Source organism: Brochothrix thermosphacta DSM 20171 = FSL F6-1036, from assembly GCF_036884295.1.
Taxonomy (GTDB): domain Bacteria; phylum Bacillota; class Bacilli; order Lactobacillales; family Listeriaceae; genus Brochothrix; species Brochothrix thermosphacta.
The window spans coordinates 1,506,593-1,530,187 of the sequence record NZ_CP145608.1 but is presented as its reverse complement, the minus strand read 5'-3'; the positions used below and the strand labels follow the sequence as shown (position 1 = coordinate 1,530,187).

Annotated in this window: 24 protein-coding genes; 12 read left to right on the top strand and 12 right to left on the bottom strand. The window is 36.9% G+C overall.

Features of this window, described 5'->3' with window-relative positions; translation table 11 throughout:
• Positions 1–106 precede the first annotated feature (106 nt).
• Positions 107–598, top strand: a complete 492-nt coding sequence (locus V6S17_RS07710) for an RNA polymerase sigma factor (protein WP_029092100.1) — start codon at positions 107–109, stop codon at positions 596–598.
• Entirely contained in the window at positions 585–1,808 is a 1,224-nt protein-coding gene (locus tag V6S17_RS07705; protein ID WP_029092099.1) for an anti sigma factor C-terminal domain-containing protein, read from the top strand. Before V6S17_RS07710 ends, V6S17_RS07705 begins: the two co-directional genes overlap by 14 nt.
• A gap of 3 nt (positions 1,809–1,811) precedes the next feature.
• Here V6S17_RS07705 and V6S17_RS07700 read toward each other — a convergent pair whose 3' ends face one another.
• A complete protein-coding gene (locus V6S17_RS07700; protein WP_029092098.1) occupies positions 1,812–2,408 on the bottom strand; it encodes a TetR/AcrR family transcriptional regulator in 597 nt (198 codons plus the stop codon).
• Positions 2,409–2,575: 167 nt separating this feature from the next.
• Between V6S17_RS07700 and V6S17_RS07695 the strand changes: the two genes are divergently transcribed.
• A complete protein-coding gene (locus V6S17_RS07695) occupies positions 2,576–4,105 on the top strand; it encodes a serine hydrolase (RefSeq protein WP_051457181.1) in 1,530 nt (509 codons plus the stop codon).
• A gap of 393 nt (positions 4,106–4,498) precedes the next feature.
• On the opposite strand, the gene V6S17_RS07690 is transcribed toward V6S17_RS07695, so the two are convergent.
• Positions 4,499–5,380, bottom strand: a complete 882-nt coding sequence (locus V6S17_RS07690) for a GNAT family N-acetyltransferase (protein WP_029092097.1) — start codon at positions 5,378–5,380, stop codon at positions 4,499–4,501.
• Positions 5,381–5,522: 142 nt separating this feature from the next.
• Here V6S17_RS07690 and V6S17_RS07685 point away from each other — a divergent pair, with 142 nt between their 5' ends.
• From V6S17_RS07685 to pnuC, 3 genes are all read left to right on the top strand, one after another.
• Positions 5,523–6,347, top strand: coding sequence for an NUDIX domain-containing protein (locus tag V6S17_RS07685; protein WP_029092096.1), 825 nt, complete (start codon positions 5,523–5,525; stop codon positions 6,345–6,347).
• 117 nt (positions 6,348–6,464) lie between these two features.
• Positions 6,465–7,592, top strand: a complete 1,128-nt coding sequence (locus tag V6S17_RS07680) for an AAA family ATPase (RefSeq protein ID WP_029092095.1) — start codon at positions 6,465–6,467, stop codon at positions 7,590–7,592.
• 27 nt (positions 7,593–7,619) lie between these two features.
• Positions 7,620–8,294, top strand: a complete 675-nt coding sequence (pnuC, locus tag V6S17_RS07675; RefSeq protein ID WP_036027574.1) for a nicotinamide riboside transporter PnuC — start codon at positions 7,620–7,622, stop codon at positions 8,292–8,294.
• A 77-nt stretch (positions 8,295–8,371) separates the two neighbouring features.
• Here the strand turns inward: pnuC and lrgB are convergent, their stop codons facing one another.
• Both lrgB and lrgA read right to left on the bottom strand, forming a co-directional pair.
• Positions 8,372–9,052 (bottom strand): antiholin-like protein LrgB, encoded by a 681-nt coding sequence (lrgB, locus tag V6S17_RS07670; protein ID WP_029092093.1) that lies wholly within the window; start codon positions 9,050–9,052, stop codon positions 8,372–8,374.
• Positions 9,053–9,054: 2 nt separating this feature from the next.
• Positions 9,055–9,459, bottom strand: coding sequence for an antiholin-like murein hydrolase modulator LrgA (gene lrgA, locus V6S17_RS07665; protein ID WP_036027572.1), 405 nt, complete (start codon positions 9,457–9,459; stop codon positions 9,055–9,057).
• A gap of 217 nt (positions 9,460–9,676) precedes the next feature.
• Here lrgA and V6S17_RS07660 point away from each other — a divergent pair, with 217 nt between their 5' ends.
• Positions 9,677–9,916: a hypothetical protein gene (locus V6S17_RS07660; RefSeq protein ID WP_029092092.1), complete on the top strand. Its 240-nt coding sequence runs from the start codon at positions 9,677–9,679 to the stop codon at positions 9,914–9,916.
• Positions 9,917–10,003: 87 nt separating this feature from the next.
• Here V6S17_RS07660 and V6S17_RS07655 read toward each other — a convergent pair whose 3' ends face one another.
• On the bottom strand, positions 10,004–10,723 hold the full coding sequence (locus tag V6S17_RS07655; RefSeq protein WP_029092091.1) for a LytR/AlgR family response regulator transcription factor: 720 nt from the start codon (positions 10,721–10,723) through the stop codon (positions 10,004–10,006).
• Entirely contained in the window at positions 10,720–12,474 is a 1,755-nt protein-coding gene (locus tag V6S17_RS07650; RefSeq protein ID WP_036027570.1) for a sensor histidine kinase, read from the bottom strand. Before V6S17_RS07650 ends, V6S17_RS07655 begins: the two co-directional genes overlap by 4 nt.
• 201 nt (positions 12,475–12,675) lie before the next feature.
• On the opposite strand from V6S17_RS07650, the gene V6S17_RS07645 reads away from it, so the two are divergent.
• On the top strand, positions 12,676–13,419 hold the full coding sequence (locus tag V6S17_RS07645; protein WP_029092090.1) for an SDR family oxidoreductase: 744 nt from the start codon (positions 12,676–12,678) through the stop codon (positions 13,417–13,419).
• A gap of 143 nt (positions 13,420–13,562) precedes the next feature.
• On the opposite strand, the gene V6S17_RS07640 is transcribed toward V6S17_RS07645, so the two are convergent.
• Together V6S17_RS07640 and V6S17_RS07635 are read right to left on the bottom strand one after the other, a co-directional pair.
• A complete protein-coding gene (locus V6S17_RS07640; RefSeq protein WP_029092089.1) occupies positions 13,563–14,087 on the bottom strand; it encodes a PadR family transcriptional regulator in 525 nt (174 codons plus the stop codon).
• A gap of 20 nt (positions 14,088–14,107) precedes the next feature.
• Positions 14,108–14,956 (bottom strand): sialate O-acetylesterase, encoded by an 849-nt coding sequence (locus V6S17_RS07635; protein ID WP_029092088.1) that lies wholly within the window; start codon positions 14,954–14,956, stop codon positions 14,108–14,110.
• 161 nt (positions 14,957–15,117) lie between these two features.
• Here V6S17_RS07635 and V6S17_RS07630 point away from each other — a divergent pair, with 161 nt between their 5' ends.
• The 3 genes from V6S17_RS07630 (at position 15,118) to V6S17_RS07620 (ending at position 18,406) form a co-directional block, all read left to right on the top strand.
• Positions 15,118–15,783 carry an MmcQ/YjbR family DNA-binding protein gene (locus V6S17_RS07630; protein ID WP_036027568.1) on the top strand — a complete coding sequence of 222 codons (666 nt, stop codon included), beginning with the start codon at positions 15,118–15,120 and terminating at the stop codon, positions 15,781–15,783.
• A gap of 154 nt (positions 15,784–15,937) precedes the next feature.
• A complete protein-coding gene (locus tag V6S17_RS07625; RefSeq protein WP_029092086.1) occupies positions 15,938–16,891 on the top strand; it encodes an ABC transporter ATP-binding protein in 954 nt (317 codons plus the stop codon).
• A 3-nt stretch (positions 16,892–16,894) separates the two neighbouring features.
• Complete coding sequence (locus V6S17_RS07620) at positions 16,895–18,406, top strand: ABC transporter permease/substrate-binding protein (protein WP_029092085.1); 1,512 nt, start codon at positions 16,895–16,897, stop codon at positions 18,404–18,406.
• A 147-nt stretch (positions 18,407–18,553) separates the two neighbouring features.
• Here the strand turns inward: V6S17_RS07620 and V6S17_RS07615 are convergent, their stop codons facing one another.
• Together V6S17_RS07615 and V6S17_RS07610 are read right to left on the bottom strand one after the other, a co-directional pair.
• Positions 18,554–19,579: a threonine aldolase family protein gene (locus tag V6S17_RS07615; protein ID WP_029092084.1), complete on the bottom strand. Its 1,026-nt coding sequence runs from the start codon at positions 19,577–19,579 to the stop codon at positions 18,554–18,556.
• Entirely contained in the window at positions 19,580–20,023 is a 444-nt protein-coding gene (locus V6S17_RS07610; RefSeq protein ID WP_029092083.1) for a MarR family winged helix-turn-helix transcriptional regulator, read from the bottom strand. It abuts the gene before it with no gap.
• Positions 20,024–20,327: 304 nt separating this feature from the next.
• Between V6S17_RS07610 and V6S17_RS07605 the strand changes: the two genes are divergently transcribed.
• A complete protein-coding gene (locus tag V6S17_RS07605) occupies positions 20,328–20,696 on the top strand; it encodes a hypothetical protein (RefSeq protein WP_029092082.1) in 369 nt (122 codons plus the stop codon).
• 593 nt (positions 20,697–21,289) lie between these two features.
• Here the strand turns inward: V6S17_RS07605 and pdxA are convergent.
• Positions 21,290–22,285, bottom strand: coding sequence for a 4-hydroxythreonine-4-phosphate dehydrogenase PdxA (gene pdxA / locus V6S17_RS07600; protein WP_029092081.1), 996 nt, complete (start codon positions 22,283–22,285; stop codon positions 21,290–21,292).
• Positions 22,285–23,592, bottom strand: a complete 1,308-nt coding sequence (locus tag V6S17_RS07595; RefSeq protein WP_051457178.1) for a four-carbon acid sugar kinase family protein — start codon at positions 23,590–23,592, stop codon at positions 22,285–22,287. Before V6S17_RS07595 ends, pdxA begins: the two co-directional genes overlap by 1 nt.
• Between the last annotated feature and the right edge of the window lie 3 nt (positions 23,593–23,595).

Here is a 23,595-nt window from a genome sequence, read left to right as displayed (position 1 = left end):
GCCATCCTTTGATTTTGAAGGATGGTTTTTAAAGAGCTAAAATCTTTTGTTTTTTTGTAACCATTGAAACTATTATTCGTATATCTATTGAATAGGGGGTGAAGTAGTGCCACAACGCGAGTTGGAAAAATATTATCAAACGTACTATCGAGAATTATATTTGTATGCCTATTCATTGAGTCAGCATAAACAAATGGCCGAGGACTTAGTAAGCGAAACGTTTTATTGCGCATTATATGGTAAACAAAAGTACCAAGAACAATACAAATATTGGCTGTTTCGTATTTGTAAAAATCTTTATATCGACGAGTATCGTAAAAAGAAGCGTTATCAGTCGAAAGTACCGTTGTTAGGACAGGTAGTGCAGGGGGATAATCTTGATCAGTTTATTGAAAAGGAACGTTATCAGAATCTTTATCGTTGTGTGTTGGCATTACGCTCACCTCATAAAGAAATGATTATATTGCATTATTTTTGTGATTATCAATTAAACGAGGTGGCTGCTTATTTGGAAATACCCTACAGTACGGTAAAGGTATCTCTTTTTAGAGCGCGTCAAAAATTACGAAAGGAGTTGGAGCCTTATGAAAAATTTTAAAGAATTATTTGAAAGCTATCGTAAAGGTGAGGTCACACCTGCAGAGAAGGAATACATCGAAGCTGAAATTGAAAAAAACGAATTAATAAATGATTATTTATTGGAGAATGATGAAGACTGGGATAAGGAGATTTTAGGTGAAAAAGCTATCGATGTCGCTCGTCTAAAAAAACAAACGAGTCGAAAAATTATGCGTATGACATTGATTCCTATCGGTGCTGTTGTCTGTGTAGGGCTTCTACTTTTCTATTTAATTATACCTGGCATACAAGCGATGTATGATCAAAAATATTATAATCCGACTGCTCTCGTGCCGCTCAAGGTAGAGGGGGTTCCTGATGATAAAGTGATGTTTGATTTCACCGTCTACGCAGATTTATTTATACCGGGTTATTTTGTCAACAAAGTGGATGTCGTAAAAACAGGGCTTGGAAAGTATGATCTTGCAATCGATTTTGCTTCTAAGTTTAGCTATTCTAATGATACAGCAACAATAGAAACACTAAAAATAAATAAAGGTAAAAATACAGCTGAGTTAGAAGGATTTCACGATTTAACTCGTTTACCTTATTCATTTGCCGAAAAAGCACAACCAGCCGTAGCGACTTATGAGCTTTCATCAGCTAATGAACGGAAATCAATGATTCAAGAAAATATAGCTGAGCTTAAAAAATTACCTGATAGCAGCATTGTTTCTGCTTATGTTACTTTTAAAGAGGATCAAACAATTAAAGAGTCTCTGGCTCTTATGAAACCACAAAACAGTGAAATTGATATTGCTTGGCTTGGTATTCGTAATCAAACGAAAAATGAGCAAGATAAGAATCGTGTCATTTTACCGATTGGTTTGAAAGTGGATAATACGGTAAGCTATTACACGGATCAACCTGTGTCCACAAAAAAATATCCGAATATCATTAATGATGACCGTTCGAAAAAGCCTGCTTTATTAGAAAAAATGTTTAAATCACAAGTTCAATACATATTGGACAATCCCGATATTTTAGCAATCACTGCAGGTAACAATACACAAGGGTATGATCACACTAAGCAGTTAAAGGCTGTACAAAACTATATCAATAAACAGGGGATACAATCATATGGTGGACTCGTATATGGGAAACCTGCAGAATTAATAACGCTTTTACAAAACGAGCAGATTTACTCTGCTCATTTAGAAGATGCTAGATTAGCACTATTCGCAAAATAATACTTAACGTGTGTGATAACTGTTTAGAAGCGGTTGAATATGCGCCCAGACATTGGCAAAATCAGCATCACTTTGTGCCGTCTCAAGCCACTCATTCGCATGTGCCGGGTGATGAAATTTACTTGTTGCAGAGAAGATAAAGCGTGCTAAATTATGGCATGGCTCATCAGCAAGGGTGAGGTGTCGTTGACAGATAAGTGTTAAGTGTTGATGAATTTGGTGAATGTGATGTGCTAAAACTTTTGTTTCGGAGACAGTGACTTTTGCATAAATAGCAAATAGAGCGCTGTCTTTCGTTGCTGATTTGCGTTTTAGCTTAATTAGCATATCAATATAGCGATAAAGATGCTGTTCCACTGAAAGAGTATCAGCTGTACTGGGTATATCTTTAAGGTGATTAATTATCTCCACTTGTAACCAGTTTTCCGTTGCTTTCGCGAGCAGCGTTTTTTTATTGGGAAAATAATTATAAATTGTGGCATGGCTGACATTTAAAGCTTTTGCAACATCAGTGACTGCTGTTTTTGTAACGCCATTTTGACGCAATAAATTTTCTGTTGTAGCTAAAATTTGTTCGTTCGTTAGTAAGGCATTTTTCAAAAAAACCACTCCTTCGTCACTAAGCATAAGATGGTGACTAATAAATGTCAAATGTTTGAAATTGTAATTTAATGTTATTTGATTGATGGGCGTAAGAAAAATGACAAATCGTGGTATATTATAAGTGAATAAGAGAAAGACAACTATTTTAAAAGGTGGGGACTTTTATGAAGCGAAATTTGATGGTAGGGCTACTTGTGGTAGGGTTCCTTATGGGGGGTGTAAATCAGCCAATAGCTGTTCAAGCAAATTCAACCACAACAAAAAGTATAACGGAAAATTACGTTAAAGTAGATGTTGATGTCCGATTGCAGAAAAAAGCATACCAGATTTATTCGAAGCCGTATGGATATGAAGGTTATCAGACAATCGATAACAGTACGGCTTATGTTGGTAATGATTATACAGTTAAGCAAGAGGCCATTTCAGGCAATAACCGTTATTATTATATTGTGTACGGGAAGGGTAAAGCAGGATGGATCAATACAAAGGGTTTTACTAAGCTTGATCGACCAATTTACAAAACGTTGAATAAAAATTTGAAATTAACGAGTGGTAATTATAATGTATTTACGGCACCTTACCTTAGTAAAAATAGCCGCATATTGTCGAAAACACAGGGGTATATTGACAATGATTATGTCGTGAAAAAACAAGCGCAATCCGGTGGTGCAACCTATTATCAAATAACGTTAGCGAATAAACAAATGGTATGGGTCAATGCAAATGGTTTTAAAGCATTGGCAAAAGAAAGCTATAAAAAAGTGTCGATTGCGGGGAATATCACCAGCAGTACGGCTGCGTTGTATACAAAACCTTATCTGTATAAAGGCTCACGATATGTGGTAACTACTGCCAAAAACAAAGGGCGTGCTGTTAAAATAACAGAATCAGCTATAACGCCAAAAGGTGTTTTTTATAAGGTTAACGGCCTTGGATGGCTGCCAAAAAGTAGTATTAAAGAAGATGATAAGAAAATGGAAAAAGTGCAAACGCTCTTAAATAGCAAATACCGTTCACCAAATTATGGCATTTATGTCCGTCGTTTATCGGACGGAAAAACAGCAACGATGCATGGTAACACTAATTTTACGGCGGCAAGTACAGGGAAATTACCTGCGATTTATTACACACAAAAGATGATTAATAGTGGCAAAATAAAATATAGCAGTCGTTATGAAAACAAACGTGCCATTAATAATATGCCGTTATCCTATCAACCGTGGGGTGCTGGCGTATTACAGTATGAGCCTTGGGGTAAATATTTCCCGATTGATACAATTTTAAAATGGACGATACAAAAATCAGATAACCAAGGTGCCAATTTCTTAGGCTATTATGGCGGTAACCAATACAGCCCTGCAATGAAGAAAGAAATTAGTAAGGTAGTTGGTCGCCAATGGACCTCGTGGGGGAAAGTAAGTGCAAAAGATAATGCTAAACTGATTGAAGCGATTTATCGACAAGGTGGTAAGGCACCGCGTTATCTGCAATCAACAAATTATGATAATCAGCGGATTCCGAAGTACTTACCAGTGCCGGTAGGGCATAAAATTGGTGATTTATATGACTTGGCTCATGATGTAGGCATTGTTTATGCGAAGGAACCTTACGTCATCTCAGTAATGACTAAAAACTATACTGGATATGAAAAGATTTCAGTGTTATCGCGTGATGTTTATAATATTTTAAAATAAAGCCCCTGAGGGAGATGCATTTAAATTTTTAAATGACGTTGAAAATAAAGCGTCAATCATACTCGAAGCGGATAATAAATATCAGCTTTTCAAAAAAATGTAATTGAACCAACAGGGTATTTGTGGGAAAAGGTAGCACAGTCTTATCTTAAAGTAGCATGCCCGGGAAAAATCTGCTAAAGTAACGTATGATTTTGAAGCGGGAATGTTTGCTTGTTAGGGTTTGATTGCAGATATGGAAAATATCCTCGAAGTCTTAGTGACTTTACTACATAATGATGAACGGCTTGAAATGTTGATTCAAGCTATTTCATACAAAAAGAGCCCTGCTTGATTGTAAAAAATCAGTAGGGCTTTTAAACTGTTTTATTAGATGTTATCAAAATAATATCTTTAGGCATGTGAAGTTAATGGGAAAACAAACGGTGTGTTTGGTTCCTCAATTTTTGAACGCACAAAAAGTGTATCTTCAGGGTTTTCCATACGTGCCGATTGTACATGAGGAAGGCCAGCAGGTGTAAAGTAAAAGTTAACGGTTGTAATTTCAGGTGTTAATAGACTACTTAAGATATCATTAAGATTGATTGGTTGAGCTGCAATGATATCGAAGAGATGTAATTCTGATCCATCTATTTCAAAGATCAGTAGGGCATCACATTCGCTATGATAATAGAGTGCGTCACCAAAACCAAGGATGTAATAAAAGTGACTTAAATGCTCACGACCTGTCACTTCAACTTGATTCGATAAGGGTTTTCGTTGCTCTGCTAAGCGAGTCATGATTTCTAAATCAGCAGGTACTTCACGTGTTAATTTACGCCAAGAATTTGTGTTGTTACTTTTTTTGTACGTTGATACATCTAAAACAAACGTTGATTCGTGCCATTGTTTGAAGCCGAATTTAGGATAAAAAGACAGCACTGTATCATTCGCAAAGAGATAGATAAAGTCATAATCTTTTTCATACGTGGTTAGCGCATACTCGATTAATTGACGTGACAAGCCTTTGTTGCGATGATCAGGATGCGTGACAACTGTACCGATTTGTAAAGCTGAATGAGCGTTTCCCTCAACAATAACAGTCAATTCATTGATTGAAACGTTGGCAACAATTTGTGAACCTAAACGATAAGAAAGACAGCGATAGTTATCATTCCAACCACCAGCGTCATCCCATTGTTTAAAATCTAGTTCAAATGTTGTTTGAACGAGTTCAAAAAAACTTTTACGATAGATAGCGTTGTGTTTGTAGTCTGTGATTAATTCATAGTTCATGGTGTGTTCCTCGTTTCTGATATTTTCACAGTATTATTATAACATGGAAGCGTTTTATATAAAAAAGGTTGCTAGTTAAAAAGAGGTATGCTATTATTAGGCTAATAAAGGTTTTAAATACTTTTATTAACGAGGTGAAAAAATGACAAAACGCACAGAGCAAGAAGAACAAATATATTACGAAACAGAGGCGTCTGAACAGGAATTCCTTGAGTGGTATCGTACGAAAGAACATAAAAAATATGAGCGTCCTTCAGTGACGATTGATAATGTCATGTTGGCATACAATCGTGAAGAAGATGCTCTGAAAATTCTATTAATCAAACGAAAAGCACATCCATATAAAGGTTGTTGGGCTTTGCCAGGAGGCTTTGTCAATCCTAATGAGTCAACAGATAAAGGCTGTTTGCGTGAAACGTTTGAAGAAACAGGTGTCCAACTAAAAGAATCAAATATCGAACAGTTATACACATTTAGCACGCCAAATAGAGATCCACGTGATTGGGTGATTACAGTCAGTTACATTGCCTTCCTCAATCAAGAGGCTTTAAAAGCAGGGGATGATGCCAGTGAGGCGGCCTGGTTTGATATCACGCTAACAGAAGGTTCTGCATTGCTACATCATCAGATGGAACATATCGATTTAGATCTAGTTGCTGAAACGACGAGTGCGGCGAGTACAGGTAATTTAGCATTTGATCATGAGAAAATTATTAGCACAGCAATCAAACGTATTATCGGAAAAATGTATTATCAACCACGTCTTTTGACATTATTAGGTGAGAGTTTCACAATTGCAGAAGCGCGGAAGGTATATGCGAAGTTTTTAGGTGTGCCGTATCAAACGTTAGATCACTCGAATTTCAAAAAAGATTTATTGAAGTTCTTAAAAGAGGTAGATGAACGTCCAACTGGGGTGGGGAGACCTTCAAAATTTTATGCGTTGGATATCCCGTACCTTAAATAGAGCATTAAAAGTTTTAAGTGAAGGCTTAAAACTTGTTTTTACACTAATAAAGGTATAAAAAACTTTAATTTAATAAAGGTTAAAAATACCTTTAATAAAAATCGATGGAGGTTCATTATGAGTAATTTAGTCACAGCACGTTTATCAGAAAAAAATATTGGAATTGTTTTTGGGTGTTTTGCACCTTGTCATTTGGGCCATTTTAATACAATCATGCAAGCTAAGCGCGAAAATGATGCGTGTATTGTTGTTGTTTGTGGTGAGCCGGGTGATAGAGGTGAGGCAGTGGGTTTGGATTTACGCCGTCGGTTTCGTTATATGCGTGAGCTTTTTGCAGAAGACGAGAAGGTAGTGGTTACAGAATTAGATGAAACAGGGATGCCGTTATTTCCAAATGGCTGGACAGAATGGTTAGAGGCTGTGCAATCAATTGTGAAAGCAACAATGGTTTCTTCAGCTGAAAAATTAACGTGGTATGTGGGAGAAAAAGAGTACATAACAGAGCTAGAAGTGCGGACAAACGATTTTATTAGATTTATTAATCGTCAGGAGCTGCCTATTTCAGCTACTTTAATCCGTGAAAATCCTTATAAATATTGGCGTTATATCATGCTGCCATTTCGCCGCGTTTTCTCAATGAACATACTCGTTTTAGGGACAGCGAGTGGTGGGAAAAGCACGTTAGTAAAAGATCTAGGCCGTTATTTTGATAGCCCCTATACAGATGAATATGCACGACGGTATGAAGAAAAATACAATGTGCGTGATGAGGAACTTGCTATCAATGATTTTAATTATATGGGTGCAGGTCAATTTGAAAATAATAAAAATGCGATTATTAGTCCCATGAATAGAGGGCTAATGTTTGCGGATACTGATGTTTTGGTAACCAAGGTTTACACAAAATATTATTGTAGCCCACAAGAGTATGCACAATTGGCACCTAGTTTTGATTTACTCATCGCACAACAACAATGGGAAATCATTTTTGTTATCCCGCCTATTACGCCTTATGTGAATGATGATTTTCGTGATATGTCATATGCAGACGAAACGAGTCGTTGGCACTTACATCAACTATTTATGGCTGAATTAGAGGCGCATCAACTATTAGAAAAGGTGGTGATGCTTGACCAAAAAGGAAATTTAGAGACAGATTCACAAGGTTTTTATGCCCGATACGAGGCTGCTAAAAAACATGTTCAGAACCATGTGCATAATAAATCAGGTATTTGGATCGATTAAAGGAAAGCAAAACGAGGAGGAACAAAGATGATGACAACAGTGAGAAAAGAACTTTTAGGTGGCTGGACAACGTTTGAAAAAAGTTATATTGGTGGCCTATTATTATTACAACTTATTGTTTTTTATTTCAATCCAGAAAATTTAATCAGTATGATTGCGGGTATTAGTGGCGTATTATGCGTAACCTTTGTTGCTAAAGGGAAAATTAGTAATTATTTCTTTGGTGTTATTCAGGTAAGTTTATATTTAATTATCAGCCTTCAGTTTGTGTTATATGGCGAAGTATTATTAAATAGTTTTTACTTTATTATGCAAATTGTGGGTATCATTGTCTGGCGTAAAAAAATGAACGTTGCTGTGTCAGAAACAAGCACAAATACGACTGAAACAGCTGTTGTTGAAGCGCGTAGTTTATCTAAAAAACAAACATTTTTCACCGTGACTGTGGTCGTTATTTTTTGGTACCTCTTTGGTTTGATGCTAGATTATTTTGGTAGCAATCAACCGTATTTAGATAGTATTACAACGGCAATAAGTGTGGTTGCTCAAATTTTGATGACCTTACGTTATAAAGAACAGTGGTTATTATGGATTGTTGTGAATATCTTGTCAATCATATTATGGATTATTGCAGGCAATCCGAGTATGGTGGCAATGTGGGTGGCATTTCTCTTTAATAGTAGTTATGGTTACTATAATTGACGGAAATTGGCCAAACAAACAGCATAGCCTAAAACATAAAACCCACATCTGATTAGGATGTGGGTTTTTTATAATTGTTATAAAAAGGCTACAAATACTGGGACAACGATGACGGTGATTACTCCAACAACAACCATAGCGATACTGGCCATTGCACCTTCAACTTCACCCATTTCTAAAGCAACGGCTACGCCTAATGCATGCCCACCTGTTCCTAAAGCGAGTCCGCGTGCAATTGGATTAGAGATGTTAAATTTCTCAAGGAGGAAGCGTCCAACTGCATACACAATCACTGCATTGAAAATAACGGCGAATGATGTAACAGAGGCGATACCACCGATAGAGGCAGATAAGGGTAAAGCAATTGCAGTTGTCGCAGCTTCAGGTAAAAGAGATAACATAATTGGATGATCAACATTGATAAGACTAGAAACACCATAGACCACAAAGATAGAAGCAAATGACCCTATGACAATCGCACCAATAATCGCTAACCAATAACGTTTTAAGACAGTGCGTTGTTTATAAAGCGGGATTGCAAAGGCGATTGTGGCAGGTTCTAAGAAAAAGTTAATCACATCACCACCAGGTTTATAGTCTGTGGCGTAATCAAAACCACCGATTTTCAAGAAAAGTATACCGAGAATCATTGCAACGAATAGAGGAGTAAAAAGAAAGAATTTATTTGTTTTTTTAAATAAGAATGTCCCAATACCAAAGGCAATCAAAGTGAGTGTGATTCCAAAATAAGCAGTCATAGTTATTTACTCCCTTCTGAATTCAAACGTAAACGATGTGTTTTTGCTCTTTTTTTAAGGAAAACTTGTGTAGACCAACCAGTGATAGCTAATAGAATCACGGTTGCTACAATAATAATGAGCATAATTTGTAAACCAGAGGTACTTAAAATGCCTAATGAGTTGATGACTGAAATTGCCGCAGGCACAAATAGAAAACTGATGATTGAGATGAGTTTATTACCTAAACCTTCGACTTGTTCGACTTTAACTATTTTTGTAGAGAGTGCTATGAATAATAAGATAAGTCCAATAGCTGAGGCAGGCATTGGCATTGGTAAAAATCCTTTTATAATATTAGCAACAAGCATGACTATTGCGAAGATAAAAGCCTGTTGTAAGAACGGAACTGCTTTTGAATTTTTCATATGAAATCGCTCCTTTGAGTAGTGTGTGTATTTGTTTATAAACCTAGTATAGGCTATAAAAACAATTTTGAATCCGCTTTCATTTCGGGATGCCAAATAATCGCTTGAGTTGCCCTGAGCGCTTGCTGAAATACATTGATTTGTTGAAACAGCTTTTTAAGTAACGATTTTATGGTATATTAAAAATAATGATTTTTAAATAAAGGAGTGACCGATTGTGGATAAAATGTTATCTTACACAGGTGTAATGGCCGCGGTGTTAATCTACATAAACATGTTTTTTGCTTTTACAAATAGCAACCAAGGCTTAAGCTATCCGATGTGGATTCAGATCCTCTTATTAGTGGGTTTTTTAGCTGCTTTACTCGACAGTGTTCAACGTAAAGCGTATTTTTTCTGCTTCTTATTTGTAGCTGCGTTTGTTCTCGTTGTCATTAGTATCATTCAATCCGTTTAGTTTGTAGTAGAAAGAGTTGTAGCGATAATTAATCACTAAAAAAAGACCTGATTTCCCTTTGTTATAAGGAAGTCAGGTCTTTTCTAGTTACAATTGCACTCGTTTTTTTAGAGAGGGCACAAACGAGCGACTAACAGGGATTTTGGCATTGTTGGTGAGTGTCAGTTGATACGTATGATTAAACCACGGTTGTATTTCAGTGATCTTATTTAAATTAACGATAAAACTTCGGTGTGTACGCATAAATTGATGGGTATCTAAACGCTGTTCAAGCCAATTGAGTGATTCGTTCAATTGATAATTTTGTTTTGGCAACACAATTGTTAGTTGACTGTTTTCAACAGAAGCAAATAATATTTGTGTAGGATCAATCATTACAATACGATCGCTTAAAGGAAGCGCAATACGTAGGTTTTCCAGTTCCTGTGTAGTTGTGTCGGAAGAAGTCTGTAATTGTTGATACACTTTCGTTAATGCAGCGTAAATACGTTGGTCATCAAATGGTTTTAAGATGTAACCAATCGCATCCACTTGAAACGCTTCTAAGGCATGATTATCATAGGCTGTGGCAAAGATGATTTTTGGTGGATTTTGAAGACGTTGTATTTTTTTTGCAAGGTCAAAGCCGGATTCATTTGTTAAATGGATATCTAAAAATATCACTGTGGGTTTAACATCTAACATTTTTTCGAGCGCTTCATCGACTGATTCAGCTGTATCAACAAAAGTGACACGGTCATCTTCAGCTACGATAAAGCGTAATTCTTCACGAGCGAGTGGTTCATCATCAACGATTAAAACATTCATAAAGTATCACTGTTCCTTTCAAATGGCAATTTGAAGGTGACGCGTGTCCCTTCGGCAGTGGTTGTAAAATGGAGGGTACTGTCAGGTCCAAAAAGTCCTGCTAAACGTTTGTTAAGGTTTTCTAAAGCAGTACCAGTTCCTTCAACGGAAGGCACAGGTTCTTGCCCGAGTAAAGCGTATTTTTCAGGATTAATTCCGAAACCATTGTCGCGCACACATAAACGCACAGTTTGTCCTTGGCGTGTCATCGTCACACGAATGAGGTTGTCTGTTTTACGTGAATGAAACGCATGACGAATCGCATTTTCAACAAGAACTTGTAAGCAAAAAGGCGGCACCGCTAATGATTCAAGTCCTTCTTCAATATCATAGGAAACAGTATAACGGTAAGGGAAACGCGCTTGTTCTAATGCAAGATACGCGTTAATATGAGCGAGTTCTTGTTCTAACGTAATGGTCGTTTGGCGAGCGCCCTGTAAATTCGAACGGAAATATTGGCTTAATTGTAATAATAATTGGCGTGATTGTGTGACATCACGACGCATTAACGCCGCAATTGTGTTCATGGCATTGAAGAAAAAATGAGGATTGACCTGTGCTTGTAACGATTTTATTTCGGCATCTTTTAGTAATTTAGATTGAGCTTCAATTTCTCCCAGTTCGAGTTGACTAGAAAAAATAGTGGCAAGTCCTTCTGCCATATTTTCTTCAACATGCGTAAGATCATTGACATCGGTAAAATACATTTTTAGAGTGCCAGCTATTTGATCGTTGCTCTTTAAAGGAATGACAATAGCGGCATGTAATCGGCAGTTTGGATTGCTACATCCGATGGCTGATTTAGAACGAGCAATGGTTAAATGGCCTGTTTGTAGTACATCTAATGAGAGCGAGGTCATAACATCTAGCTCAGGGATATGGTGATCGCTACCAACCCCAACATGCGCCAAAATCTGATGATTATCGGTCATACTAATGGCAGCCACTTTTGTATATTTCTGAATTATTTTAGCAACAGCCCCGCAGGATTCCTGGGTCAGCCCTTCACGGAAATAGGGGAGGGTTTTAGCAGCAAGATCTAACACATCATGCGTTTGAACCGCTCGTAATTGTTCTTCTTGTTTTTGAGTGGAGCTGATGATTGTAATGAATATTAAAGTGCCGATGGCATTAAGAAGAATCATTGGAACAGCAATAAATCTCACTAGCAACCACCCTTGTTCTAGGGTTGGGCTGAAAAAGAGAATAAAAACCATCTGGATACTTTCCATCAATGTCCCTAATAAAAAAGCCTTTTTGGTGGAGGGCATTTTATTGAGACGGATATAGTTACGACCGATATACCCCGCAAGACATCCAACAAGTATAGAAGAGACGATATAAAACAAGGAGGTTCCACCAGCTTGCATCACACGATGGATACCGGCAATAATACCGACACCCACGCCAACGAAGGGACCTCCAATAATACCTGCGACGCCAATGGCTAAAGTTCGTGTATTAGCAATAGACGTATCCGCATTGAGTACAGTCGAAAAATCACCAGGTAAGAGTTGATTATCGGTGATGACAATGCCTGTGAAGTTAGAAATAATCGCGAATGTTGCAAATATAGCGATTAATTTTATTTTGGCAGATAAAAGTTGCCGATTTAAAAGAATTTTTTTGAAGAAAGAGACATTGACCAATAAAAAAGCGAGTAGAATAATTAAGCCAACGCGTTCCATCATCATTATAAATAATGTAAACATAAAAGTCCCCCAACAATGATTTAATATAACAATAACTTCATGATAACACACAATCAAAGCTCAGCAAAAAGCCCTTTTTAAATCAATTAATTACAAATCCTTGTTTTTGTAATATATAGGTGTATAATACTTTTTATCAGATAAGTTACAAATTTACATAATTGTAATTTATTTTAAATTAAGCCAAAGGAGCGTATAACAATGACAAAACAAACAACACATTCAAGAGTAGCTTTAGTAACAGGTGGATCAGGCGGGATTGGTCGTGAAGTTGTGAAACGCTTAGTTGCTGATAATTTCGCAGTGGCTGTGCATTATGCAAGTAATAAAGAAAAAGCAGAAACACTGGTGGCTGATATCATTGTTGCAGGTGGGCAAGCGCTCGTTGTTGGGGGTGATGTAGCGGATGAAAAAGTAATGGCGCAGGTTTTTGATGAAGTCGAAGTGGCGTTTGGTGGCATTGATGTTGTGATTAATACAGCTGGAATGATGCTATTGAGTACGATCGTTGATTTAAATTTAGATGATTTAGACCGTATGTTCCGCACAAATATTCGTGGGACGTTTGTGGTTGCACAACAAGCCGCTCGTCGTGTACGTTCAGGGGGCGCCATTATCAATTTCTCAACAAGCGTTACACGGACACAATTCCCAACGTATGGGGGCTATGTAGCAAGTAAAGCCGCTGTTGAAAGTATGACGATGATACTTGCACGTGAATTGAGAGGGAAGGATATTACGGTTAATACGGTGGCACCCGGACCAACGGCGACACCTCTATTTTTAAACGGTAAAGACGAAGCAACGATAAATAATCTGTCGAAAGCAACACCTTTGGAACGACTAGGACAACCCGAAGATATTGCCGAAACAGTTGCATTCTTAGCAGGACCTGCACGATGGGTGAATGGGCAAGTCATCTTCACAAACGGCGGTTTAGCATAAAACAGGACTATCATTTAAGGTGTTGGTGAGATTTCACTGACGCCTATTTTTGTGCAAAAAAAGCGACATTTTCAAAATCCCTGTAAAAATAAGTCATCACAACACATTGATAGGGGGAAATTGAAAATATCAGCTAATTTTTCTTATTGATTGTCAGTTTTAGGCTTCAATAAAGTGTCAAACCATTCTAAATTAACACGATGGTGCGCGCGTGAGTTCTCCAACATTTTTTTAAAAGATGGTAATAACTCATGATGGTCAATCGATAAATCTAATAAAGCGATTTTTTTGTTTGTTTCAGCAATTTGGCTTTTAACTAAGGCATTAAATTGTTTGGGTGGAAAGTCGTCAGAAAATAACATGGCACCATAAAAACTTAAATTAATATAATCCGTTTTAGTCCCAAATTTATGCATTAAGTCCTCAAAGTTTTTTTGCCCGAGGGGTGTTATTTCATAGTGATGTGCTTCGCGACCCTTTTCAGTTTGCGACACCTTTTTTTGGCGAATACATTGCTTGTCTTCTAATTGTTGTAAGTTGTAATAGAAGGAACCTTTGGTAAAGTTAACAATGTATTTATAGTGTCGTTCTTCCATTAAAGCAAGGAGCTCATAGCCGTGAGCACCGGGAAATTGTTTTAACAAACCAAGTATAAGTAGTGGTATCACTGTTTTCACTCCTTTTGTGATTAACGTGGATAAATCTCAGCTAAACGTGATGTAAAGGTTTCGTAATTAATCGTTCCCATCGCCATCGCCTCACTAGCAAGGTACATTTTTTCTCCTTGAGTGAGTGGTCGTTCAGCAAAAGTATTTAATGGTGTTGTTTCATCTTTTAAAGGTGTAAGCTGGTTAGTTTTTTGTTCAAAGGCAGCGAAATAGCGCAAACCAAAACGGCGTTGTGATAACGCATCGATATGGATACCATCAGGATTAGCAGTGAGTTCATCAGCTGTTACAAAATAAGTGTTTTCATGTCTATCCGCGTATTTTTGTAAATCAGCATTAATTAATGGATATTCAGTACACATTAAACCAAAAGCTGTTTTACCGAGGAAATCTGGTAAACCACCAATGATTAAAGGAAGTGTTGGTGCATCTAAAGCGGTTCTAAAGGTATCTAAGACAGTCGCTAGTTTAGCGTAATAATCGGCAGTGCGTCCAACAACACTGTCGCTTTCACCTTGATGCCATAAAATGCCACTTAATGTGCTGTTCTCCATTGCAAAGCGGGTTTGAGCGACTGCATGACGGAAGAGTATACCATCGGGTGCCCATTCATCGATAGAACTGCCACCTTCAGCACAGGGAATTAAGCCAATGGTATCCTCGGCGTTTTTTGAGAGCCAAGCTTCAGAAAATGAACCTGCGAGACCAACGCCAGCAACACTGCGATCGTAATTAAGTGGTTCAGCCATCATTTGCCAACGTCCGTTGCGTAACATGTGAATACGTTCGTTTGTAATTTTAGGGACATCGTTGATAAAACCGCGTCCAGCCATATTTGATTGGCCAATCAATAAAAAAACGTGTTTCATTTTTAACTTCCTTTCTAATGTTTCATTTATTTAATTATATTATAGTCTAATTAGACTAAATGTCAAATAGTGAAGTCTCGAGCCACATTAGCTGTTTCTATTGCTGAGTTTGTTATACTAGAAATACGAAAAAAACATCTAAAGAGAGGTTGAACAGTGTAATGAACAATTTCTTTACAGATAAACAACTTAATCGTGATAAATTGCTGACTTTTGGTTTCGAGAAAACAACAAAGGGTTATTATTATAAAGAATTTGTGTTACAAGAGTTATTTGAAATGACAGTCACTATCTCTGAAAATGGCGAAGTTTCTACTGATATGATTGATTTAGCAACAGGTGAAAGTTATATCTTACATTTAGTTACTAATACCGCGGGTACTTTTATTGGAGAAGTACGAGAAGCTTTTGATGATCTTTTAGAAAGAATTGCGAAGGAATGTTATGAGAAAGTTGTTTTTGTGAATCCGCAAAGTAAGGAAATAATGGCTTATATTCGTGATGTTTATGGTGATGAATTAGAGTTTTTATGGGAGGGTTTCCCTAAAAATGCTATTTATCGGCGAGCAGATAATCAGAAATGTTACGCAGCGCTGCTGACAGTTTTGCCGGAAAAATTGGAGTTAAAGGGTGAAAAAGCGCTTGAAAGTATTGATTTAAGGGGATTACCAGAAGAAGTGCTATCGTTGATTAATCAACCCAATTATTTTCCTGGTTACCATATGAATAAAAAACATTGGTATACGATTTGTTTAGATGGATCGGTACCGACTGCTGAACTTAAAGTATTGATACAAAAAAGTTATCAACTGGCTTTAAAAAAATGAAATAGGTAAGAGAACGTATGTTTGCTTTTTGCTTGCTTTGTGAAGAAATTAAGATTATAGTAGTTTGTGTTACAAAATAAAAAAACGGCCGATAATCAAAGCTATTTTTAAATAAGATAAGTTTAAATTAACTGATAGGGGAAGGCGTGAGAAAATGATTAAGTTCAAGAAAGTTTCGAAAATTTATGGTGACCAGACAGTCATAGAAGATTTTAGTTTGACGATTGCTGCCGACGAGTTTTTTGTATTAGTGGGCCCCAGTGGTAGTGGTAAAACAACAACATTGAAGATGATTAACCGTCTTATTGAGCCAACAGATGGTGATATTTATTTTAAAGATAAACGTATTATTGATTATGACATCCAGTCTTTACGACTTAACATTGGTTACGTATTACAACAGATTGCCTTGTTCCCCAATTTAACCGTTGCGGAAAACATTGAATTAATTCCTGAGCTAAAAAAATGGAATAAAGAAAAGCGCCGCAAGCGTACGATTGAGTTGTTGAAAAAAGTAAAACTTGATCCTGATATTTATTTACATCGTAAACCGGATGAACTTTCTGGTGGAGAGCAACAACGGATTGGTATATTACGCGCGATTGCAACAGAACCAGATGTTATTTTGATGGATGAACCATTTAGTGCACTCGATCCGATTTCTCGTAACCAGCTACAATTGTTGATTAAAGAATTGCATCAAGAAATTAATAGCATGATTGTATTTGTTACACATGATATGTCAGAAGCTTTATTATTAGGTGATCGTATCTGTATCATGAATGAGGGGAAAATAGTTCAAATAGATACACCTGAAAAAATAAAAGCCTTGCCTAAAAATGATTTTGTTGCACAATTCTTTAAAAATGAAACAACTCAAGGTTCAAAATGGTTAGAAAAAGGGACTGTTAAGTTGCTTCAACAGAAAAATTTAATTGAAGAAGAAGGTATTAATACAGGTCGTTCTGTTTCATTGAATACACCATTATACGATGTGTTACAGTTACTTATCGCGCATTCCAGTCTACAAGTAATTGAAGATGATCTATCCTTAGGATATATTAGCGAAAAAAGTATCCTTCGACTTATAGAAGAAAAGGAGCTGTAGCCGATGAGTTATTTTATGACAACCTTATCCGAGCGAAAAGGGGAGCTATTACAAGCTTTTATTGAACATATTCAAATTTCGTTGTTATCATTATTAATTGCAATATTGATTGCGATTCCACTAGCTATTATTGTTACAAAACATAAGCGTTTAGCAGAAGTTCTATTACAAATTTCAGGGATTTTCCAAACAATTCCATCATTAGCATTACTTGGTTTACTGATTCCATTAATAGGAATTGGAACGGCACCTGCTATTATTGCGTTGGTTATTTATGCTATTTTCCCAATTTTACAAAATACCTACACAGGTTTAACAGAAATCGATTCTTCACTTGAAGAAGCAGCTGAGGCATTTGGGATGTCTAAATGGACAAAATTAGTGAAGTTTGAAATTCCGTTGGCGATGCCATTCATCATTTCAGGTATCCGTACAGCGACTGTATTAATCATTGGTACGGCTACATTAGCGGCCTTGATCGGTGCGGGTGGATTAGGTTCATTTATCTTACTAGGTATTGATCGTAACAATATCCCTCTTATTTTAATAGGTGCTATTTCTGCAGCCGTTTTAGCAGTGGTATTCAACTATTTTATTCACTTGTTAGAAAAAGCGAGTATCAAAAAAATCTTTATCGCATTTAGTGTGTTAATCCTTGTTGTGGCTGGTACATTTGTATACACACATGCCGATAGCAAAGAAAAACAAATCACGATTGCAGGTAAATTAGGTGCAGAACCTGATATTATCATCAATATGTACAAAGAATTGATTGAAGAAAATAGTGATATTAATGTTCAATTAAAACCGAATTTTGGTAAAACAAGTTTCTTATTTAATGCATTAAAAAGTGGCGATGTGGATGTCTATCCTGAATTTTCAGGTACGGTATTAGAAACGTTTGTAAAAAATAATACTAATACATCGAATGATAAAAAAGAAGTGTTTGAAAAGGCTAAAGCAGCCTTGAAGAAAGAGCATAATATGGCTTTCTTAGAACCAATGGAATTCCAAAATACATATGCAGTTGCCGTCAAACGTCAATTTGCTAAAGATAATAATCTTAAAAACATTTCTGATTTACGTGCCATTCAGTCACAATTAAAAGGTGGTTTTACGCTTGAGTTTATCGATCGTAAAGATGGTTATAAAGGATTGGAAAGTAAATACGGTTTGAAATTTGATGTGAAGTCATTGGAACCCGCTTTGCGTTACCAAGCAATCAACAATGGTGATGTTAATGTGGTAGATGCGTATTCAACTGATAGTGAATTAACGCAGTATGACTTGGTGATTTTAAAAGATGATAAAAAATTATTCCCACCATATCAAGGGGCACCATTAATGACAGAAGAAACGCTGGAAAAATACCCTGAATTAGAAGGTATTTTAAATAAATTAGCGGGTAAAATTTCTGAAGAAGATATGAGTAAAATGAATTATGAAGTTAATGTTAAAAATAAGTCTGCAGCTGATGTGGCGCATGACTATTTACAAAAACACGGCATTAAATAAACACCTCATAGATGGCAATAAAGCGACCCCTAGAAGTTAGACTAAAACCTAACTTTTGGAGGTCGCTTTTTTTATGATATAAGATAGAGTTAACCTTAAAAGGTTCTCTCATTTATGTAGGATAACGTGTTATTCTTCGGTATGACTTTAAATCAAAGCTAACAATGTATCGATATTCTCTTCGGTTGTTGCCCAAGATGTTGCAAAGCGCACAACTTGATGGTTATCATCGACTTTTTCCCAACAAGCAAATTTTACTTTCGTTTGTAATTCAGCAATTTTTTCATTACTGAGGACGAAAAATTGTTGATTTGTTGGTGAGTCTAAATAAAGTTGGTAACCTTTTTCGATAAAACCAATTTTTAATTTCAAGGCCATGTTTAAGGCATGCTCACTAATAGTGAAGTAAAGGTTGTCTGTAAATAATTCTAAGAATTGAATACCGACCAAGCGTCCTTTAGCTAATAACGCCCCGTGTTGCTTAATTAAATTAGTAAAGTTTTTCGGTTCATTATTTTTAGTAAAGACGACAGCTTCACCACAAAGTGCACCGATTTTTGTACCACCGATATAAAAAACGTCAGATAGTTTTGCGATATCAGCAATTGTGACATCTGCAGCTTTACTAGCTAGTCCATATCCTAAACGCGCACCGTCAATAAAGAGCGGAATATCGTATTTTTTACAAACATGAGAAAGACTTTCAAGTTCTTCATGACTATAGAGCGTCCCGTATTCGGTTGGATAAGAAATATAAACCATTCCTGGAAATACCATGTGTTGGTGATTGGCATCGGCATAAAACGTGCTGATGTAGTTATCGACGTCCGTTGCGTTTATTTTGCCATCGACAGAAGGCAATTCTAATACTTTATGACCGCTAAATTCAATAGCGCCAGCTTCGTGAGTACTGATGTGGCCTGTATCAGCTGCGAGAACGCCTTCATATTGGTGCAGAACTGAGTTGATGACTACTTGGTTGGTTTGTGTCCCACCCACCAAAAAGCGAATTGATGCATCCGGGTTTTGAATAGCTGCTTTGATTTTCTCTTTGGCTTGCTGAGAAAAACTATCAGTTCCATAGCCTGAATCTTGAATCATATTTGTTTCGATTAATCGTGTTAATACTTTTTCGTGAGCGCCTTCTAAGTAATCATTTTCAAATGAAATCATTTAATCTTCCTCCAAGTTATCAGGTACAATAGGACCTAAAATGTTTTTGATTGTTGCCATTGCGGTTGTTAATTCTTTCAAATCAGTTTCATCTAGCGACGCTAATAACGTTGCTATTTGTTCGTCTGATTTTTTTTCAATGAAATCATTTAACTGTGTGCCATCTTTAGTAAGGTATAAATTAAAGCTACGGCTGTCATGTTGATTTTTTTGTTTGATGATGTAACCGTCTTTTTCTAACTTACTCACAATACGGCTGAGGTAACTCTTTTTGATATTAAGCGACTTTATCAGCGTGTTCGCAGTAATTCCGTCATGTCTACCTATTGTTCCTAATATTCTCAGGTCAATCATTGAGTAAGGTAAACCAAATGTCTGCTGATCAAACACACCTAAAATACTCGTGTAATAGCGATTGAACATTCTAATTTCATTGATAGTCACAAAGGGTACCTACCTTTCCTGAAACAGTTTACAAATTCAACTAATTTAAGCATAGTTTTTTTAGTTTACTTTGTCAACTTTTTTATCGCTTTATTTTATATGAATTTTGTCGTTAAACGACCAATATTTGTATGTTTTACAACCATTAATTAGATAACTCACTTCAACTGATGTATTGTGATTGGGTTAGTAAGGACACAAAATAGTCAAATACCACTGTTTTCTGTTTTAATTTAGTCTTTTTAAGACGGTGCTTTTAGTTTATTACTGTATAATTTTAGTAAGATAGTGGAGGTGAGGCAACATGCAACGAATCGTAAGTATAGCGTTAAGTGTGCTTAGCGTTTTGTTAGTGGGTGCAAGTGCATGTATGACATACATAGCAGGCTATTATTTGGATGAATACGAAACATATGCGCAACCGTTAAAGTTTAGCATTTGCTTTTTTTTAGCAGAATTTGTGTTGATTATTATAAATGTTGTATTGTTGGCTTTATTATTAGGGGATTTTTCGAAAAGAAAACGCTTATTAGTGGTTAGCCAAACTATTTTAGTGACGCTGATACTCTGTTTAACAGTGATATTATACAGTGATTTTGATAAAACAAGGGATAAAATCCAAGAGAATAACGGTGATGTTAATTTGTTTTTGAGTCAGTATAGTGGGCTTTAATTGGAGGATGTGTCTTTTAATCAATGCTATTTTTATATAATAACTAACGATCTATTAAAGGCTTTTTTTAGAGGGATTGGTTAATGTAAGTACATCATTACCAACAGCTGATAATAAACAGTGATTAGAAATAATAATTTTTTAGTGCTTAAATTCAGGTCATAAATCTTTTGCAATGTTTGTAACAACTAGGGTGTTTATCATATCGCGCTTAGGTAGAACCGTTATAAAGACGTTAGCTAGAATAAAATAGTGAATGACACACCATCTAATCCGCTCGAATTTTTAGATGGTTTTTTTGCTGTTTTTTTAGAGTAGCACGAGCGCTGTAAATTGAATGACAATCGCTAAAAACTTCAGACGTACTTTTCCGAAATGGTTTGCCAGCAGGACATCATAAGTATCGCCTCTTTCTTAATAAGAAGTTGAAATACTAACTTCAAACGTTTCTCCATCCAGGCTCAATAGACATCGAAGGGAGCACATAGTCAAAATTAAACTGTGAGAGGAGGCGTAAATGAAACGCGACGATACAAAATAGACAGCTACCCAAAGATAACTGCCTACATGAACCGTCATTTTATTAGATTTTTTTAGACAATCGGAGATAATTCGATGGCTGATTGAATAGCAGCAATCATGCTTTCACCGTTGGCTTTATTTTCACCTGCAATATCAAAGGCAGTGCCGTGATCAACTGAGGTACGAATCACACCGTAGTTGAGTCCGACTGTGATATTAACGCCTGATTCAATCCCTAATACTTTAACAGGAGTATGGCCTTGATCGTGGTAACAGGCAACAACTAAATCAAAGTCGCCACGTCCCGCACGATAAAACAGTGTATCAGCTGGTAGAGGGCCAATCACATCAATGCCTTCGGCTTGCGCACGTTCGATACCTGGTAATAATTGTTTACCTTCTTCATCATTTCCGAACAAGCCATTTTCCCCGGCATGAGGGTTAATCCCACAAACAGCAATTTTAGGTGAAGCCAAACCTGATTTTAGAAGGGTATTGTAGCCTAACTTTATCACTGAATAGGTCCGCTCAGGGGTAATGCTTTGGATGGCTTCGATCAATCCCATATGTGTGGTTAAATGGATGACTTTCATATCAGGTGTGGCAAGCATCATTGAAAAATCAGTTGTTTGTGTTAAATCTGCTAAAATTTCAGTGTGTCCAGGGTAGAGATGTCCACCTTTGTGAAGCGCTTCTTTGTTAAGAGGTGCGGTACAAATAGCTGAAATTTCATTGTTTTTTGCAAGGTCTATCGCTTTTTCTAAATAACGGAATGCGGCATTTCCAGCTGCAGCTGAGACCTCGCCATAAGCTAAATTAGCAGTGAGCAAGTTTAAATCAATGAGATCAATCGTATCCTTTGTGAATAAAGCCTCATTTGGAGTTGTAATGCAATGGAGCGTTAGATTGCTATTAAGATTCGTTAATTCGCGTGACATGATACTGGCATCACCAATCACAAGTGGACGGCAAGTATCATAAATTGTGGTATCACTGAGTGCTTTAATAATAATTTCGGGCCCAACACCTGCGGCATCGCCCATTGTAATTCCGATTATAGGTTTCATTATTGTGTCGCTCCTTTAAGTTTAGTGATGGCTTGTAAGAAAACATCGGTACTGCCAAAGCCACCTGCTTTAGTAATGGCATAAAGTGGTGAATCACTCATAAGACGCGCAATAGGCACACCTATTTGTAATTCTTCCAGCAGTTCAAAACCATGAATATCACTGATGGTACAGATTTTTTTAGCGGTATCGCCGCCTGTCATGACCAATCCACCGATGGTATCTGTTTGTAAGAGGGCATCACAAATTTCGCCCATTGTTTTGACAATTTCTTCACTGACAGCATTTGCGGAAAAGCGATTATGTTGACCAATATCTCGTGCCAACTGAATCGCTTCAGTCGTTGCTGTCGAATATAGCACCACATCTTGATGAGCGATAAGTGCAGTGGTTGCTTCGGTTATCACACGTTGTTTTTCCAAATGTTTTTTAGCGGGCGTATCAACGGCACTAGCAGAATGAAAAGCAACGGGATAAGTGGTGCTGTTTTCTAACAAATGATCGAGCTGAGCACGTGAATGACGATTCACACTGCCAACGATTGTTAAAATCGGCTTATGAGTGACCAGTTTAACAGCAGGCACTTGATCATGTAAGTCCACATCATAAAAGGTAGGCATATAGCTCGCAATCCCTGCGGATCCCACCCATTGTGTGCTAAATGGTAAAGTCTTCATTGTTTCTAATAGAGCCATTAATTCGACTTCAGTTTCTGCATCAAAGATGAGGTAACGGACCCCTGTTTTTTTCAAGAGTAATAAATGAGTTTGTAGCCAATCAGCGCCATCTTTAATCATTTTAGCCGTGATAACTGCTGATTCACGTCGTGATTGTAAGGAAATAATCGCTGCTATTTCTGATTCAATGACGGCGTTTTTAGGATCACGCGCAATTTCTGTTTCACCGACGGGAAGACCATCAAGGAAGAGCTTTCCATCTTTAACCGTGCGTTTATTGGTTGGATAGGCAATCGCGATACAAAGGAAATCAGGTAATGTCACATCATACAAGGCATCCATCTCAGCGCCTATATTACCACGTAACGTGGAATCGATTTTTTTGAAAATACGTTCGACACCCATTTTTTTTAAGTGGGTCACTTGGGAAAATACGCTATCATAGGCCTCTTGGGGATCAAGAGCACGCGAATCCGTATCCGTGACAATCACATCGTAAGCGAGTGTATCAAACGAGTGGGGATTAAGTAGTACGCCAGTTTTTAAACCTTTGGCTGCAAATTGGACGCCACTATCGTTGGCACCTGTTAAGTCATCTGCAACGATGGCAAATTCAATGGCTTGAGTCATAAA